The following is a 15,654-nucleotide window of genomic DNA, read 5'->3' as shown; positions in this document are numbered from 1 at the left end:
TCTAAACGCCGCGCAGCTTTTGCTGATAATGCGCTAGAACGAACAGCCGGATCTCCGTCGCCAGCCCTGCGTCCAGATCGCGGCCCTCATCAATTTCGGCCGCCAAATCGTTGATCGGCTGATCGCGTTCGGCCGCGATATCACGAAAGGCCTGCCAGAAAGCATCTTCTAGGCTGACCGATGTGCGATGCCCACGCAGGGTTAGCGAGCGTTTGACAGGGCGGCTCATTCATCGTCCTCGCGGCGCTTGCCGTCGAGATCGCGCGCGGCCTTTGCGACCCGCGCCTGATCGAGCGACTTCTCTGCTTTGCTGCGGCCGAATTTCACTGCGTTTTCATCGGCTTGCGCACGTTTTTCGACGCGCGCTTTGGCCTTGCGGAATTTATTGAGGTTCACCACTGTCATGGCCAAAATCCTAACAGGCGGCCACACAAAAAGAAAGGCGACCAAAAGGCCGCCTTTCCTGCATCATGTTAACCAGATCTTAGTCTTTGGGACCGATCATCTGTTCGGGGCGCACAACTGCGTCGAACGTCGCTTCATCCACGAAGCCGAGGGCAATCGCCTCTTCCTTCAGGGTGGTGCCGTTCTTGTGCGCGGTTTTGGCAACGGTGGTCGCGTTGTCATAACCGATGGTGGGGGCCAGTGCTGTGACCAGCATCAGGCTTTCCTTCATCAGCTTGTCGATGCGCGGCTCGTTCGCCTTGATGCCGTTCAGCATACGGGTGGTGAAGCTGTCTGCAACGTCGCCCAGCAGCTGCATGGATTGCAGCAGGTTGTAGGACATCATCGGGTTGTAAACGTTCAGCTCGAAGTGGCCCTGCGACCCGGCGAAGGTCATTGCGGCGTTGTTGCCCATCACGTGGGCAGCAACCTGTGTCATCGCTTCTGCTTGGGTCGGGTTCACTTTGCCGGGCATGATCGACGAACCCGGTTCGTTTTCCGGCAGGATCAGCTCGCCCAGACCAGAACGCGGACCGGAGCCGAGGAAGCGGATGTCGTTGGCGATTTTGTACATCGCACCGGCAACGGTGGCCAATGCGCCAGACATGAAGACCATGGCGTCATGGGCGGCCAGCGCTTCGAATTTGTTTGGTGCGGTGACGAAGGGCAGGCCGGTGATTTCGGCCATGTTGGCAGCAACCGCTTCGCCCCAGCCTTTCTGGGTGTTCAGGCCGGTGCCAACGGCGGTGCCACCTTGCGCCAGTTCATAGATGCCGGGCAGGGCGGCCTCGACACGGGCGATGCCCTGACGGATCTGGTGGGCATAGCCGCCAAATTCCTGGCCCAGGGTCAGCGGGGTCGCGTCCTGGGTGTGGGTGCGGCCGATTTTGATGATGTCTTTGAACTCTTCGGCTTTCGCCTCCAGCCCTTCGGCCAGTTTGTTCAGACCCGGCAGCAGCACGTCGCGCACAGTCATCGCAGCGGCGATGTGCATTGCGGTCGGGAAGGTGTCGTTCGACGACTGGCCCATGTTGCAGTGATCGTTGGGGTGTACCGGATCCTTGGACCCGATGACGCCGCCGAGGATTTCAATCGCGCGGTTTGCAATCACCTCGTTCGAGTTCATGTTCGACTGGGTGCCGGACCCGGTCTGCCAAACCACCAGCGGGAAGTTGTCGTCAAACTTGCCCTCAACCACTTCGGATGCGGCCTGGATCACAGCATCAGCGATCTTGGCGTCCATTTTGCCGGTCGCTTTGTTCTGCATGGCGCAGGCTTGCTTGATCACGCCCAGTGCGCGCACGATGGCGACGGGCTGTTTTTCCCAACCGATGGGGAAGTTCATGATCGAGCGCTGAGTCTGCGCGCCCCAATACTTGTCGGACGGAACTTCCAGCGGGCCAAAGCTGTCGGTTTCGGTGCGGGTGTTTGCCATGATGGACCTCCGATAAAAGCGTTAGGTCTCTCATAACGTATGGGCAGCAAAGTGCAATGCTGTATACCGTGGGATACCGCTAACGGCGCCGCTATTTCGCTTAGCCCCGCCAGTAATTTGTGGCCCAAGGGCAGCTAAGCCGCCAAAGCAAAACCGCCCTGCAGGACGGGGCGGTTCAAGCTTTGGCGTTGGCGATGATTACTTGCGGAAACTGTCGAGGCTTACAACCTCTGCCTCTTTGGGGGCGTCCGTCTCTTCGAGGATCTCTTCCAGTGCGGCAGTTTCATCCTGTTCGACCAGATCATCTTCTAGATCTTCGTCATCCAGATCATCCATTTCCGGGCTTTCAAAGCGCAGGCCAAATTCGACCGAAGGGTCAACAAAGGTGCGCAGCGCATCAAACGGGATGTAAAGCGGTTCCGGCTGATCGCCAAAATTCAGCGTGACGTGGAACCCATCCTCTTCGACCAGCAGGTTGTCGTACCAATGCTGCATCACCACGGTCATTTCCTCGGGGTAGCGATCTTTCAGCCATTGGGCCAGAACCGCATCGGGGTGGGTGGTGTCAAAGGTGATAAAGAAGTGGTGCGCGCCGGGCAGCCCATTGTCGGCCACATCCTGCAGGACCTCCTGAATAAGGCTGCGCATGGCGCGGTGCATCAGGTTTCCGTAGTCAATGCTGCTGGACATTTGGCTGCCTTTCTTTGCGCCGGATTTGTTCAGTCAATCGCTGGCGCGGGTCTGTTTGGGCAAAATCATAGTAGATTTACGACAAAACGGAAGGGCACTTGCGGTGCTGTCGTGAAAATTTTGCACAAGCCGCTTGGGCACAGCTTGCAGCCACTTGATTAGGCACCAAGCAGCCCCCAGAAGACCCCAGCCGTAGCCATCAAGGCGAGCGTTGTCATCATAGAGCGTTTTAAAACCAACATCAGCACCGCCGCTAGGGCAATGAAAATCGCAGCAATCGGTGACAGGCTGGACCAAACGGGCAGGGGGGCAAATGGGGTTTGCGTCACCTCGGCAAATAGCAGCTGCATGGCAAACCAGATCGACAGGTTGGCGATCACGCCCGCGACGGCAGCAGTGATGGCGCTAAGCGCGCCCGACAATCTGGGCGCGTGGGTGATGCGTTCCACATAAGGGGCGGCGGCGAAAATCCAAAGGAAGCAAGGCACAAACGTCACCCAAAGCGTGAGCGCGCCCGCCATCAGGGCCGTCGTCAAACCGCCCTGCAATTGCCCGGCCAGCATCGCTACAAACTGCGTGACAAGGATCAGCGGCCCGGGGGTGGTTTCTGCCAGCCCCAGCGCATCCATCATTTGGTTCACGCTCAACCAGTTGAAATCCTGCACCACGGCTTGTGTCATGTAGGCCAGCACCGCATAGGCGCCGCCAAATGTTACCACGGCCAGCGTGCTGAAAAACTGTGCAACATCCCACAGGAACGGAGCAGGCCAAAGCATCAGCGCCGCAAATGGCAGTGCCCACAGCGCGATGCAGGTCAAAACCGCGTGCCAGTTGAACGGATGACGGGGCGGCGCGCTGTCCCCCGATGACGTTGCATCGGGCCATAGCGCGCCGATTGCCGCTGCGCCCAGAACGACCAGTGGAAACGGTGCGTTGAGGGCAAAAATAGCGAGGAAGGACGTCAGCGCCAGCACCCGCGCCAAGGTGTTGTTCAGCGCCTTATCCGCGATTTTCTTGAGCGCCATCAATACGATGACCACCACAGTTGCCTGCACGCCAAGGAATGCGGCCTGTACCAGCGGCAGCGATCCAAATTGGGCGTAGGCCAGCGCCAGTGCCAAAACGACCGCCGCGCCGGGCAATACAAACAACGTGCCCGCAATCACACCGCCCAATGTGCCACGCTTCAGCCAGCCGGCGTAGGTTGCCAGCTGCATCGCTTCGGGGCCGGGTAAGAGCATGCAGAACGAAAGGGCAGACAGGAACTGGCGCTCACTCAGCCAGGGGCGATCTTCGACCAGCTCTTTGTGCATCAATGCGATCTGCGCCGCGGGGCCGCCAAAGGACAGGAGGCCAATGCGGCCAAAGACGCGGAACAATTCAGAGGTGGAGGGCGAAGACATAGGGAACCTGCGACGTAACGGGCGGTGTGTTGGGCCCGTTCTAGCGGGCTTGCCTCAGTGCGTATAGCGCAGAGTTGTCAGTTGTATGTCGGTGATCCCCGCCACTCGATGAATGCGTATCTGCAGCGTTTGTTCGGGGAGGGTAAGGTGCAGGTTTCTGTTGCCAGGTACCTGCGGACCCCGCCTTAGGCTGCTAGGCGTAAGGACTTAAAGGTCGATTTTTCGGACTGCTTACGCAGCCAGAGCCATCGGAGCACGATTGTTATTGGCAATTATGCTTAGCGAACCGATAACGGTGGTATCTCACCGGGACAAAGCTAACCCCTTTAGACGTTCGTCGATCCTGTTTCGACCCCATGATCCCCCAATAAAGGATGTTTGGTGGAGTCGCCGGGTACCGCCCCCGGGTCCGATCCGCTTATTACGAGCGCGTTTATGTCCATAGTCCCCGAGGGAACAGGTTCTATGTAGTGGCTTCGGCTTGGTTTGAAAAGGGGCGATCGGACGGTTTGATTGGTTGCTGCAGATTGGGGGGTGGAACGGGTCTGCGACGTAAGTGTTTTTAGCGTCCGGATTTTCCCAAATCGACGGTATAGCTGTGCAACGCCTCCAGAGCCGCGTCGCATTCTGCCATGTCACCTTGGTCTAGGGCTGTCAGGATGCGGTCGTGCAGATCAACGATCTTTTCGCGCGATCGGCGCGTGTAGGTGATCATATTCATCAGCGGCTGCATTGCCTCAATCGCGCCGGCCAGTTGGTAGGACAGAACCTGATTGCAGGCGCTATCTACAAAAGCCCGGTGAAAGGCGACATCTGACGTGCAAAACGCCTCATCCGACAGGGCAGCGTTGCGCTGTTTTTCCAACTCACTGCGCATCCGGTCCAGATGATGCTGCGTGCGATTACGCGCGGCCAACGGTGCGCAGGCGCGTTCAAGCGCAAACCGGGCGTCGCAGGCGGTTTCAAAGCCGACCCCGTTCATGCTGAGCAACAGGGTCGCAGTGGTCACCTGCTGATCATAGGCCTGTTCATAGCTCAGCCGATTGACAAATGCCCCACCACTGGCGCCGCGCTGTGTGCGGATCAGCGATTGTGCGGCCAAGCGTTTCAATGCCTCGCGCACGGTGGGGCGCGAAACGTTGAACTGCGCTGACAATTCAGACTCAGATGGCAGGCGTTCGTCGACAATCAATTGACCGGTAATGATGGCATCCCGAATGGCATCTGCAATTTCTGCAGACAGGTTCGGGCGTTTCGTGGTCTGTTTTGGATTTTTTGAATTGTCTGACATTTCACTTGGCAAGGCGAATTTTATTTGTCAGACATTTATCAGCTGCTGTTTCTCAGGGCAAGATTCACATTCTGCATCCTCCTGTCTGTTAGGGCGTCGAATTTTGATCTGATCCCAGTGTGACAGCGAAAGGTTAAGAAATGCTTGCCAGGGCGGAAGGTTTCTCCGGATGTGCTAAACTGGATCTGGGGCGATTTTTCGCGGGCGCGTTAGGAAAGAATTAACTTCGGAAGGGTAGAAGATGTTCAAGGCTTTGGTTGTTACTCAGGATGAGGACGGAAAAAATCACTCGCAGGTGCAGGAACTCACGCTTGATGATCTGCCTGCAGGTGACGTGACTGTTGCGGTGGAATACTCCACCGTGAACTATAAGGATGGTCTGTGCATGGGGCCGCGCGGTGGCGGTCTGGTGCGGAACTACCCGCATGTGCCCGGCATCGATTTCGCTGGCACTGTTGAGGCGTCTGATGATCCTCGCTATGCGCCGGGCGACAAGGTCGTGCTGACCGGTTGGCGCGTTGGTGAAGTGCATTGGGGCGGTTACGGCCAGAAAGCACGCGTGAAAGCTGACTGGCTGGTGCCGCTGCCTGAAGGTCTGACAACCCGTCAGGCAATGGCGGTGGGAACGGCTGGCTTTACCGCGATGCTGTCGGTCATGGCGTTGGAAGATCACGGTCTGGCGCCTGGGCAGGGTCCGGTTCTGGTAACCGGTGCCGCAGGTGGTGTTGGGTCTGTTGCAACGGCAATTCTGGCGCACAAGGGCTATGAAGTGGCGGCAGTAACGGGTCGTGAGGAAACCGAAGGCTACCTGAAGGGGCTGGGCGCAACCCAGATCGTGCCGCGTTCGGATCTGAATGAAACCGTAAAACGCCCGTTGGAAAGCGAAAACTGGGCGGGCTGTGTTGATGCAGTTGGCGGTGACATGTTGGCGCGTGTTCTGGGGCAGATGAAATATGGGGCGTCGGTTGCCGCTGTTGGTCTGGCCGGTGGTGCGAACTTGCCCGCAACTGTCATCCCGTTCCTGCTGCGCGGTGTGAACCTGCTGGGTATCGATTCGGTCATGCAGCCGTTTGAAAACCGCCAGCGCGCTTGGCAGCGCGTTGTGACCGACCTGCCGATGGACAAGCTGGAGGCTATGGTGCGTCCGGCTACGTTGGATGATCTGCCGCAACTGGGTGCCGACATTCTGGCCGGTCAGGTTCAGGGGCGCGTTGTCGTAGACCTGAACGCCTAAGGTTTGAGAGCGGCCGTTGGGTGCCGGTCCTGTAGGTCCGCAGTCCTCGGCCCCTATTGTTAAATGCTCGCCGTCTAGAAACGGCGGGCATTTTTTTTATTTGCCGCCTGCGTAACGACCGCGGCCCGTTAAGGGGGCAATGGCATAGTCGTCGTGGGGCAATTTTCCCCAGCCACAAGCCATCTAGGAATTTTGCGGTATTGACCTGCGCCGCGGTCTGAAACAGGTCTGGTGGTATGACACAGACACCGATCCCCCCCGCTTCGTCCGATGATGCACGCTATAGCCTGGATCTGGCTTTTGTCAGGGCTCAATTCCCGGCCTTTGCCGAGAAGAGTTTGCAGGGGCAGGCGTTTTTTGAAAACGCCGGTGGGTCCTATACGGCTGCCCCCGTGCTTGACCGGTTGGAACGGTTTTACCGCGCCAACAAGGTGCAGCCTTACGCACCTTATCCCGCTAGCCAGACTGCAGGCGACATGATGGACGAAGCGCGTCAACGTCTGGCGCAGGTCATGGGGGTCGACACCGATGAGGTCAGCTTTGGTCCATCGACCACGCAAAACACCTATGTTTTGGCGCAGGCGTTTCGCCAGTGGATGCAGCCGGGTGATGCGATCGTTGTGACCAATCAGGACCATGAGGCCAACACCGGGCCCTGGCGCCGTCTGGCGGATACGGGCATTGAAGTGCGTGAATGGCGTGTTGATCCGGCAACCGGCCATTTGGATTTGAACGATCTGACAAAGCTACTGGATGATCGGGTGCGGCTGGTGTGTTTCCCCCATTGTTCCAATGTCGTGGCAGAGGTGAACCCGGTTGCCGACATCGCGGCCATGGCCCACGCGGCTGGTGCGTTCGTCTGTGTGGACGGGGTGAGCTATGCGCCACACGGCATCCCCAATGTCGATGCGCTGGGCGCTGATATTTACCTGTTTTCCGCATATAAAACCTACGGCCCCCATCAGGGGATCATGGTGATCCGCCGCCCGTTGGGCGAGACGTTGCCCAATCAGGGGCACGAATTTAACGGTGATGTTCTTTACAAACGGTTTACGCCAGCGGGGCCAGATCATGCTCAGGTCGCGGCCTGCGCCGGTATGGTTGATTACATCGAAGCGGTGGCTGACCATCACGGCATGGTTGGTTCGCTGACAGAACGTGCGGGCGCGGTGCATGATTTGATGCGCGCCCATGAGGTGCAGCTGTTGCAGCCGCTGCTAGAGTATCTGGGCAATCGCAATGATCTGCGTCTGCTGGGTCCAAAGACTGCGGTCGATCGCGCACCGACGTTGGCGCTTGATCTGGGGCGTGCAGCGCATCCGGTGGCGGCGCAACTGTCCGAACATGGCATTATGGCAGGGGGCGGTAGCTTCTATGCGGGGCGTGCGCTGTCGGGCATGGGGGTGAACGCCGATCAAGGTGTTCTGCGTTTGAGCTTTGTGCATTACACCAGCCCAGAAGAGGTCAGTCAGTTGATCCGTGCGCTGGATCAGGTGCTGTAGCCCTCGCTTGCATCGGGTGAGTGATCCAAGCGCTGGTCCGGCGCGTATCTGTCTGAAATAATGACAAAAGGCAGCAAGATGGCTGAAGCTAACATGATCGCCCCTGATGAGGCCCCGATTTTGGTGTGGTTGCGTCGTGACTTGCGGCTGCGGGATAATCCTGCGCTGTCGGCGGCGGCTGCAACGGGCCGGCCAGTGGTGGTGGTGTTTATTCGCGACCCTTTGTTCGATGCTTTGGGGGCGGCGCATAAATGGCGGTTCGGGCTGGGACTTGATCATTTTGCGGCGCGGCTGAGGCAGCTGGGCAATCGCTTGATCTTGCGCTCGGGTTCCGCGTTGGACGTGTTGCGCGACATCATCGGTGAAACAGGTGCGACTACCATCTACTGGAACCGTGCCTATGATCCAGACGGCATTGCCCGAGATACCGAGGTGAAGGCAAGCTTTGCATCGCAAGATATTGATGTTGAAAGTTTTTCTGGTAACCTTTTGCAAGAGCCGTGGAAAACGACGACCAAAACGGGCGGGCATTTTAAGGTCTATTCGCCGTTCTGGCGTGCGCTGTCTGTTCAGGCGATTGCTGCCCCCTTGGCACCGCCTGCCCAGTTGCGTTTAGTGGGCAATGTTCCGCGGTCCGAGGATTTGGCGCAATGGGATTTGGGGGCTGAAATGCGCCGTGGTGCGGCGGTGGTCGCGCAGCACTTGTTGCTGGGCGAAGAGGCTGCGCAGGCGCGGCTGGATCAGTTTCTGGACACTGTACTGCCGGAATATGGTGAAGGGCGCGACTTCCCGGCGCGGGCGCTGACATCGAACCTCAGCGAACCCCTGGCGTATGGGGAAATCTCGGCGCGTCAGATCTGGCATCAGACGTTGCTGCGCTATCCGCACGGCGAGGCAGAGAAGTTCCTGAAAGAACTGGCATGGCGCGATTTTGCCTGGCATCTGACCTTTCACGATCCCCATATCCAAACCGGATGTTGGCGCCGCGAATGGGATCGATTCCAGTGGGAGGATCGCGCCGATGATCCCCGCTTGATCGCATGGCAACAGGGGCGCACGGGTGTTGATCTGGTCGATGCGGGCATGCGCGAGTTGTATGCCACCGGGCGAATGCACAATCGGGTCAGGATGATCGTGGCATCCTATCTGACCAAACACCTGCGGATGCATTGGCGGTTCGGGCAGCAGTGGTTTGCCGACACATTGGTGGATTGGGATGCCGCGTCAAATGCGATGGGGTGGCAATGGGTGGCTGGCTGTGGTCCGGATGCAGCCCCCTATTTTAGGGTTTTCAACCCCGATACCCAGCAGCAGAAGTTTGACGGTCAAAACACCTATTGCCGTCATTGGCTGGGAACCAACAGTGGATTTGAAGAGGCGGTGCCGCTGTCTTGGAAAACGTCCCGCCCGCTCAATCCGATCGTGTCCTTGCCCGAGGGGCGGGCGCAGGCTTTGGCAGCGTTGGAGGCGTTTAAAACCGCTGAACATCCCGCCACCTGATCCGCCAAGCGCCGATTGGTCTGCACGGCTTTTTCGCCATGGGCTTGATCCGTGGCGTATTTCTTGCCACTTTCGGGGCAGGGCCAAGCTGTGCGGCAGCGATGATCTATCTCGTGGAAATGGCGTGAATGATGCGCTTTTGCCGTTAAATTCAACATTAAAATCGCAGCGTAACGCCCTGATATAAAAAAGAAGGGCGAGCAGATGAATTTAACTACAGCACGGGCGATCGGTGGCGTCCTGATGGGGGCATTGGGGTGGTTTGTTTCCGATTTGGTGCGCCCATTGATGCCGGAAAGCACAGTGTTCGGCTGGTTTAATCACGTCAACTTGGCCCTTGGCGCTTATGTCGGCTGGTCGATGTTGGTGCCCAAAGGTGGGCAGGCGAGCAGCGGCAACCGAATGGTTGCGATGTCACGCGGGCTGACGGCGGCGTTTTCTTTGGCGACAATTGCTATTCTGGCGCAATCGGTAAATGAGATGCTGCGCCTTTCCAAGCGTTTGCGTTATTCCGATCCGCTCAAAGCGCTCGAGGATGTATTTCGCATCATTGCCGACTTCGGTGTGGTGCTGTTGCATCCGACTGTGATTGGTCCACTGATTATCGGGTCGGTTGTAATTGCCTTTATCGTGGATATGGCTCATAGCCGTTGGAGGTAGGTTTTACCCTCTCTTCAATAGGATATGCCCGAATGTCGGATCTGTTTTTCTTTGGTACGCTGCGCCATCTGCCGCTGTTGGAAACCGTGATCGGGCACGATCTGTCCGACATTACGTTGAGCGAAGCGTCCTTTGCCGATCATCAGATCCACTGGGCGGATGGTCACGCATTCCCGCTGTTGGTGGCATCGCCTGGCGAGGCGGCTGTTGGATTGCTGGCGCGCGGGCTTAGCGCCGAGGATGTGGCGCGTCTTGATTATTACGAACAGGTTTTCGATTTCGATCTGATCTGGACCGAGGTGACCGAAAACGGTGTGTCGCGGCGCGTGCAGATGTTTTGGCCGCCGAAAACGGGCCATACACCGGGGCCACTGTTCCAGCTAGAAGACTGGGCGCCCAAGTGGGGTGATATCAACACCCGCGCCGCGGTCGAGGTGATGCGCCACCGTGGCCACAAGACCGCGGCTGAGGTGGGCGCGATGTATGGCATGATCCATGTGCGCGCCTCTGCTCATGTGGCAGCGCAGGCCGAAAATCCGGTTCTGGGGCCAAGCGGAATGCAGGCGTCAGATGTTGTAAATCGCGATATTTCAATTCCTTACGCGAACTTCTTCGCGTTGGAGGAGCGCGCACTCCGGTTCCGCCGGTTTGACGGTTCCCTGAGTGAAGAGGTCGAGCGCGCGATTTTCCTATCTGGCGATGCAGCGCTGGTTCTGCCCTATGATCCGGTGCGCGACCGTGTGCTGTTGGTGGAGCAGGTGCGCATGGGGCCCTTGGCGCGCGGCGATCATGGGCCGTGGCAGTTGGAGCCTATTGCTGGCCGTGTCGATCCGGGCGAAACGCCGCTGGATGCTGCTCATCGCGAAGCGCGCGAAGAGGCCGGGCTGGAACTATCTCACCTGCATGTCATCCACGAAGGGTATCCATCGCCTGGCACCTCGTCAGAGTTTTTCTATACCTATCTGGGGATCGCGGATCTGCCGGATGAAGCCGCGCGTCTGGGGGGCGTGGACGGGGAACATGAGGACATCAAAGGTCACATCTACGACTTTGACACCGTGATGGCGATGCTGGATCGGGGCGACATTCGGGTGGTGCCCTTGGCGCTGGCGCTGCATTGGCTGGCACGAAATCGTGAAACCATGCGCACAGGTGCTTGAGCATCGCGGCATTGACGCATAAGTTTCCCGTCAAACCTGATGAGGAACGACAATTATGCGCATCGCACGCGATCTGGCTGACGCCATTGGCAAAACTCCCCTGATCCGCCTGAAGGCGGCCAGTGAGGCAACCGGCTGTGAAATTCTGGGCAAGGCCGAATTTCTGAACCCTGGTCAATCGGTCAAGGATCGCGCCGCGCTGTACATTATCAAGGACGCGATTGCCAAAGGTCAGCTTAAACCGGGCGGCACCATTGTTGAAGGCACTGCCGGCAACACCGGTATCGGTCTGGCGCTGGTTGGCGCGTCGATGGGGTTCAAAACCGTGATCGTGATCCCGGAAACCCAAAGCCAGGAAAAAAAGGACATGATCCGTCTGGCTGGCGCGCAATTGGTTGAGGTGCCCGCAGCGCCCTACAAGAACCCCAACAACTACGTGCGCTATTCTGAACGTCTGGCCAAAGCACTGGCCGAGACAGAGGAAAACGGTGTGATCTGGGCCAACCAGTTTGACAATGTTGCCAACCGTCAGGCCCACGTGGAAACCACTGGCCCTGAGATCTGGGAGCAAACGGATGGCAAGGTTGACGGTTTCATCTGTGCCGTTGGGTCCGGCGGCACGCTGGCCGGTGTCGGCATGGCGCTGCAGCCGAAGGGCGTGAAGGTCGGACTGGCCGATCCGATGGGCGCGGCGCTTTACAGCTACTACGCACATGGCGAATTTGCCTCCACCGGCACCTCGATCACCGAAGGGATCGGGCAGGGGCGGATCACTGCCAACCTTGACGGGTTTACCCCCGACATGAACTACCAGATCCCCGACGAAGAGGCGCTGCCGCTGGTCTTTGATCTGTTGCAGGACGAAGGCCTGTGTCTGGGCGGATCGTCTGCGGTGAACATCGCCGGTGCGATGCGCATGGCCAAAGATATGGGCCCCGGGCACACCATCGTCACCATCCTGTGTGATTATGGCACCCGCTATCAGTCGAAACTGTTTAACCCAGAGTTTTTGGCCGAGAAGGGCCTGCCGCAGCCTGAGTGGCTGACGAAGGAACTGCCGACACCTCCTGCGGTTTTTGAAAACCCGGAAGCTTGAAAAATCCGCAGCTGACATAGCTTGATGGACATGACACAGCCCTCCCGCCTTGTTTCACCAACCCGTCCCTCTTGGGTCGGGCGCATCGCGGGGGGGCTGCTTTGCGTTCTCCTGTCGATTTTCCTTGTTGTTTCTGCGCCGTCTGTTTCTGCGCAGGGGGCAGGGGTGCTGGCCCTCAGCGATGAAGAAAGCCAAGAATGGCAGGCGACCGCACGCCGCGCAGAGCTAACGCTGGAAGCGGGGCGCGCCTCTGATCGGGCGCTGGAGAGGCTGCGCGCGCAGTTGGTTGACTGGCGCGAGGTTTTCATGGACGCACAGGGCAGCCATGCCCAGCGGATCGACAACCTACAAAGCCAACTTGCCGTTTTGGGGCCTGCGCCGGATGACGGTAGCGAAAGTGCCGAAATCAGTGCGCGTCGTCAGGATCTGACTGAACGGTTGGCGGAATTGCGTGCCCCAGTTCTAGCTGCGGAAACCGCGGCCAGTCGGGCGTCGGGGTTGATTGCAGAAGTTGATACCGAGTTGCGAAACCGTCAGGCGGACGCTTTGGTCGCGATTGGACCCAGCCCGCTAAACCCAGTGGATTGGGCCGAAGGGTTGGCCGAGCTCAAGGACGCAGTGGTGTTCCCGCTGCAAGAGGTGCGCGCCAACCTCGGCAATGAATTGCGGCTGTTTCAGTTCCGGCAGAACCTGCTGGTGATCATTCCCCTCAGTCTGTTTGGCGCCTTGTTGTTGATGCGTGGGCGCGGCTGGGCGGGCGGTCTGGTATCGCGTTTGCGTGAAAGATTGCACGTTGAGTCAGGTGCCCGCGCTGTGGCCAGCACCGAGGTGCTGACCTTTGTGGTGTCTTTGGGCAAGGTGCTGGTGCCTTGGGTCGGTTTGGTGCTGTTGGTGCAGGCGTTGCTGCTAACGAGCATGTTTGGCCTGCGCGGCGAAGCGTTGATTGCACAAGTGCCGTTGTGGGGTGCTATCTTGCTGGTATCGGTTTGGCTGTGTGACAAACTGTTCCCCGATCCCCCCGCACCAGCAGTGTTTGAAGTCGATCCAGACAAACGCCCTGCATTGCGCCGCGTTGGCGGCGGGCTGGCAACCGCTGTGGTGCTGGCGCAGATTGGCGCCACCTTCGAAGCGCTGAGTGTGCTGGATGAGGTGGCGGGTGTTTTGTTGGCCTTCCCGCTGATGGTGATCAGCAGTCTGGCATTGATGCGCTTGGCACGCCTGATGCGTGCGGTGATCGCGCCCGGCTTGGCCGCAGTGGACGAAGAAGAAGCCGCCCCGCTACGCCTGCGTGCTGCCGCGCTTTTGGTGCGTGGTGCGATGATCATTGCGTTTCTGGCGCCGCTATTGGCTGCGATCGGTTATCGCAATGCGGCTGAAGCGTTGATTTACCCTGCTGTTTACACTGTTGGCCTGCTGGCTGCGCTCTTTGCGACGCAACATCTGGCCACCATGATCTACGCGTTGTTCAGCACCCGCGATGATCCGGCAGAGGCGTTGGTGCCTGCCTTGGTCGGTGTTGCGCTGGCGGTGTTGGCGCTGCCTATTCTGGCGCTGATCTGGGGCATGCGGGTCACTGACCTGACAGAGCTTTGGAGTCAGTTCATGACCGGCATTGCGCTGGGGGATACACGTATTTCCCCGCGTGATTTCATCGCCTTTGCAATGCTCTTTGGCATTGGTTACGTGGTCACAAGGATGGTGCAGGGCGCGCTGAAAACGTCTGTGCTGCCTAAAACCCGGTTGGATCAGGGTGGACAAACCGCGGTTGCATCGGGCGTGGGCTATCTGGGGATCACGATTTCTGCGCTGGTGGCGATTACTGGGGCGGGGCTTGATCTGTCCTCCATCGCGATTGTGGCCGGTGCGCTGTCCGTTGGCATCGGTTTCGGTCTGCAAACCATCGTATCGAATTTTGTGTCTGGCATTATCCTACTGGTCGAACGGCCCATTTCCGAAGGCGACTGGATCGAGGTGGGCGGTCAGATGGGCTATGTGCGCGATATTTCGGTGCGTGCAACGCGGATCGAAACTTTTGACCGCACCGACGTGATCATCCCCAACGCAGATCTGGTGAGCGGGACGGTTACCAACTACACCCGTGGCAACACGGTGGGGCGTTTGATTGTCAGTGTTGGCGTTGCCTATGGCACCGACACGCGCAAGGTTGAAAAAATCCTGCAAGAGATCGCAGAGGCGCATCCAATGGTGCTCGCCAATCCTGCGCCTTCGGTATTGCTTCAGGGCTTTGGTGCGGACGCGCTGGATTTTGAGATCCGGGCCATTTTGCGTGATGTGAACTGGTTGCTGTCGGTGCGCAGCGAAATGAACCACACCATTGCTGAACGCTTCGCCGCAGAAGGGATTGAGATACCCTTTGCGCAGCGTGACATTTGGCTGCGCAATCCCGAAGCGTTGCAGCACACCCCTGCGGCGCAACCCGCCACACCCGCATCGACAGTTGAGGAGCGTAAAGATGAACGAGAAGACTAAGCCGTTGTTTCGTGATGACCCCTACGCCCGTGACGCCGAAGCGCAGGTGATTGCCCTGACCCCAGAAGGCGGTATCGTGCTGGACGCGTCGGTGTTTTACCCCACTGGTGGCGGACAGCCGGGTGACAGCGGGCAGATCCGCTGGTCTGGTGGCGACATGCAGATCGCCACAGCTGTAAAGGGCGAAGAGCCTGGCACGGTCGTTTTGGTGCCCGCTGAACCCAGTGCCTTGCCCCCCGTCGGGACACGGGTTGAACAGCAGTTGGACTGGAACCGGCGTCACCGCCACATGCGCGTGCATACCGGTTTGCATCTGTTGTCGGTGGTCATTCCTCTGCCGGTCAGCGGTGGCAGCATTGGCGCGGACAAGGGGCGGCTGGACTTTGACATGCCAGAGGCCCCTCAGGACCGTGATGCGATTGAGGACGCACTGAACGCGCTGATTGATCGCGACCTTGAGGTCACAGAGGATTGGATCACTGACGAACAACTGGCGGCCAATCCGTCGCTGGTCAAAACCATGTCCGTTATGCCGCCGATGGGGCAGGGGCGTGTGCGTCTGGTGCGTATCGGTGCTGGGGCAGATCAGGTCGATCTACAGCCCTGCGGTGGCACGCATGTGGCGCGTACCAGCGAAATCGGCCGTCTGCGCCTGGGCAAGATTGAAAAGAAAGGCAAGCAGAACCGTCGCGTCTATGTCCATCTGGACGACTGAGCGGTTTCTGTCACTGGTTGATCAATTAGGACGA

14 protein-coding genes and 1 other RNA gene are annotated in these 15,654 nt (G+C 58.7%); 8 read left to right on the top strand and 7 right to left on the bottom strand.

The genetic code is table 11. The features are described from left to right. Position 1: 1 nt before the first annotated feature. The 7 genes from TM5383_RS02635 to TM5383_RS02610 all read right to left on the bottom strand — a co-directional run bounded on the left by TM5383_RS02635 (position 2) and on the right by TM5383_RS02610 (position 5,263). Positions 2 to 229 carry a ribbon-helix-helix domain-containing protein gene (locus TM5383_RS02635; RefSeq protein WP_058317506.1) on the bottom strand — a complete coding sequence of 76 codons (228 nt, stop codon included), beginning with the start codon at positions 227 to 229 and terminating at the stop codon, positions 2 to 4. Beyond that, positions 226 to 405: a DUF4169 family protein gene (locus TM5383_RS02630; protein WP_058317505.1), complete on the bottom strand. Its 180-nt coding sequence runs from the start codon at positions 403 to 405 to the stop codon at positions 226 to 228. Before TM5383_RS02630 ends, TM5383_RS02635 begins: the two co-directional genes overlap by 4 nt. A 79-nt stretch (positions 406 to 484) precedes the next feature. After that, a complete protein-coding gene (gene fumC / locus TM5383_RS02625) occupies positions 485 to 1,879 on the bottom strand; it encodes a class II fumarate hydratase (RefSeq protein WP_058317504.1) in 1,395 nt (464 codons plus the stop codon). A 198-nt stretch (positions 1,880 to 2,077) separates the two neighbouring features. Beyond that, positions 2,078 to 2,569 (bottom strand): SspB family protein, encoded by a 492-nt coding sequence (locus TM5383_RS02620; protein ID WP_058317503.1) that lies wholly within the window; start codon positions 2,567 to 2,569, stop codon positions 2,078 to 2,080. Positions 2,570 to 2,727: 158 nt separating this feature from the next. After that, positions 2,728 to 3,972, bottom strand: coding sequence for a chromate efflux transporter (gene chrA / locus TM5383_RS02615; RefSeq protein ID WP_058317502.1), 1,245 nt, complete (start codon positions 3,970 to 3,972; stop codon positions 2,728 to 2,730). 146 nt (positions 3,973 to 4,118) lie between these two features. Next, positions 4,119 to 4,469: a transfer-messenger RNA gene (gene ssrA / locus TM5383_RS16485) on the bottom strand. A 65-nt stretch (positions 4,470 to 4,534) separates the two neighbouring features. Beyond that, the gene (locus tag TM5383_RS02610; RefSeq protein WP_058317501.1) at positions 4,535 to 5,263 is read right to left on the bottom strand and encodes a FadR/GntR family transcriptional regulator; all 729 of its coding nucleotides are present in this window, start codon (positions 5,261 to 5,263) and stop codon (positions 4,535 to 4,537) included. A 241-nt stretch (positions 5,264 to 5,504) separates the two neighbouring features. On the opposite strand from TM5383_RS02610, the gene acuI reads away from it, so the two are divergent. The 8 genes from acuI (at position 5,505) to TM5383_RS02570 (ending at position 15,620) form a co-directional block, all read left to right on the top strand. After that, positions 5,505 to 6,497: an acryloyl-CoA reductase gene (gene acuI, locus TM5383_RS02605; protein WP_058317500.1), complete on the top strand. Its 993-nt coding sequence runs from the start codon at positions 5,505 to 5,507 to the stop codon at positions 6,495 to 6,497. A gap of 236 nt (positions 6,498 to 6,733) precedes the next feature. Further along, entirely contained in the window at positions 6,734 to 7,999 is a 1,266-nt protein-coding gene (locus TM5383_RS02600) for an aminotransferase class V-fold PLP-dependent enzyme (RefSeq protein ID WP_058317499.1), read from the top strand. A 78-nt stretch (positions 8,000 to 8,077) separates the two neighbouring features. Next, on the top strand, positions 8,078 to 9,499 hold the full coding sequence (locus TM5383_RS02595) for a cryptochrome/photolyase family protein (RefSeq protein ID WP_058317498.1): 1,422 nt from the start codon (positions 8,078 to 8,080) through the stop codon (positions 9,497 to 9,499). 204 nt (positions 9,500 to 9,703) lie between these two features. Next, a complete protein-coding gene (locus tag TM5383_RS02590; protein ID WP_058317497.1) occupies positions 9,704 to 10,159 on the top strand; it encodes a TrgA family protein in 456 nt (151 codons plus the stop codon). A gap of 32 nt (positions 10,160 to 10,191) precedes the next feature. Beyond that, positions 10,192 to 11,319 (top strand): NUDIX domain-containing protein, encoded by a 1,128-nt coding sequence (locus tag TM5383_RS02585; protein ID WP_058317496.1) that lies wholly within the window; start codon positions 10,192 to 10,194, stop codon positions 11,317 to 11,319. Positions 11,320 to 11,374: 55 nt separating this feature from the next. Then, positions 11,375 to 12,415, top strand: a complete 1,041-nt coding sequence (locus TM5383_RS02580) for a cysteine synthase A (protein ID WP_058317495.1) — start codon at positions 11,375 to 11,377, stop codon at positions 12,413 to 12,415. A gap of 30 nt (positions 12,416 to 12,445) precedes the next feature. Further along, positions 12,446 to 14,905, top strand: a complete 2,460-nt coding sequence (locus tag TM5383_RS02575; RefSeq protein WP_076400243.1) for a DUF3772 domain-containing protein — start codon at positions 12,446 to 12,448, stop codon at positions 14,903 to 14,905. Beyond that, positions 14,889 to 15,620 carry an alanyl-tRNA editing protein gene (locus TM5383_RS02570; RefSeq protein WP_058317493.1) on the top strand — a complete coding sequence of 244 codons (732 nt, stop codon included), beginning with the start codon at positions 14,889 to 14,891 and terminating at the stop codon, positions 15,618 to 15,620. The genes TM5383_RS02575 and TM5383_RS02570 overlap by 17 nt, the downstream gene beginning before the upstream one ends. Positions 15,621 to 15,654: the final 34 nt, after the last annotated feature.

The sequence above is a fragment of the Thalassovita mediterranea genome (assembly GCF_001458435.1).
GTDB classification, from domain to species: domain Bacteria; phylum Pseudomonadota; class Alphaproteobacteria; order Rhodobacterales; family Rhodobacteraceae; genus Thalassobius; species Thalassobius mediterraneus.
Note: the sequence above shows the minus strand (reverse complement) of the source record. Positions and strands in the feature narration are given on the sequence as shown.

Coding starts and splice junctions, on each gene's coding strand:
- TM5383_RS02635 (WP_058317506.1), bottom strand. CDS start 229: ATGAGCCGCCCTGTCAAACGCTCGCTAACCCTGCGTGGGCATCGCACA.
- TM5383_RS02630 (WP_058317505.1), bottom strand. CDS start 405: ATGACAGTGGTGAACCTCAATAAATTCCGCAAGGCCAAAGCGCGCGTC.
- fumC (WP_058317504.1), bottom strand. CDS start 1,879: ATGGCAAACACCCGCACCGAAACCGACAGCTTTGGCCCGCTGGAAGTT.
- TM5383_RS02620 (WP_058317503.1), bottom strand. CDS start 2,569: ATGTCCAGCAGCATTGACTACGGAAACCTGATGCACCGCGCCATGCGC.
- chrA (WP_058317502.1), bottom strand. CDS start 3,972: ATGTCTTCGCCCTCCACCTCTGAATTGTTCCGCGTCTTTGGCCGCATT.
- TM5383_RS02610 (WP_058317501.1), bottom strand. CDS start 5,263: ATGTCAGACAATTCAAAAAATCCAAAACAGACCACGAAACGCCCGAAC.
- acuI (WP_058317500.1), top strand. CDS start 5,505: ATGTTCAAGGCTTTGGTTGTTACTCAGGATGAGGACGGAAAAAATCAC.
- TM5383_RS02600 (WP_058317499.1), top strand. CDS start 6,734: ATGACACAGACACCGATCCCCCCCGCTTCGTCCGATGATGCACGCTAT.
- TM5383_RS02595 (WP_058317498.1), top strand. CDS start 8,078: ATGGCTGAAGCTAACATGATCGCCCCTGATGAGGCCCCGATTTTGGTG.
- TM5383_RS02590 (WP_058317497.1), top strand. CDS start 9,704: ATGAATTTAACTACAGCACGGGCGATCGGTGGCGTCCTGATGGGGGCA.
- TM5383_RS02585 (WP_058317496.1), top strand. CDS start 10,192: ATGTCGGATCTGTTTTTCTTTGGTACGCTGCGCCATCTGCCGCTGTTG.
- TM5383_RS02580 (WP_058317495.1), top strand. CDS start 11,375: ATGCGCATCGCACGCGATCTGGCTGACGCCATTGGCAAAACTCCCCTG.
- TM5383_RS02575 (WP_076400243.1), top strand. CDS start 12,446: ATGACACAGCCCTCCCGCCTTGTTTCACCAACCCGTCCCTCTTGGGTC.
- TM5383_RS02570 (WP_058317493.1), top strand. CDS start 14,889: ATGAACGAGAAGACTAAGCCGTTGTTTCGTGATGACCCCTACGCCCGT.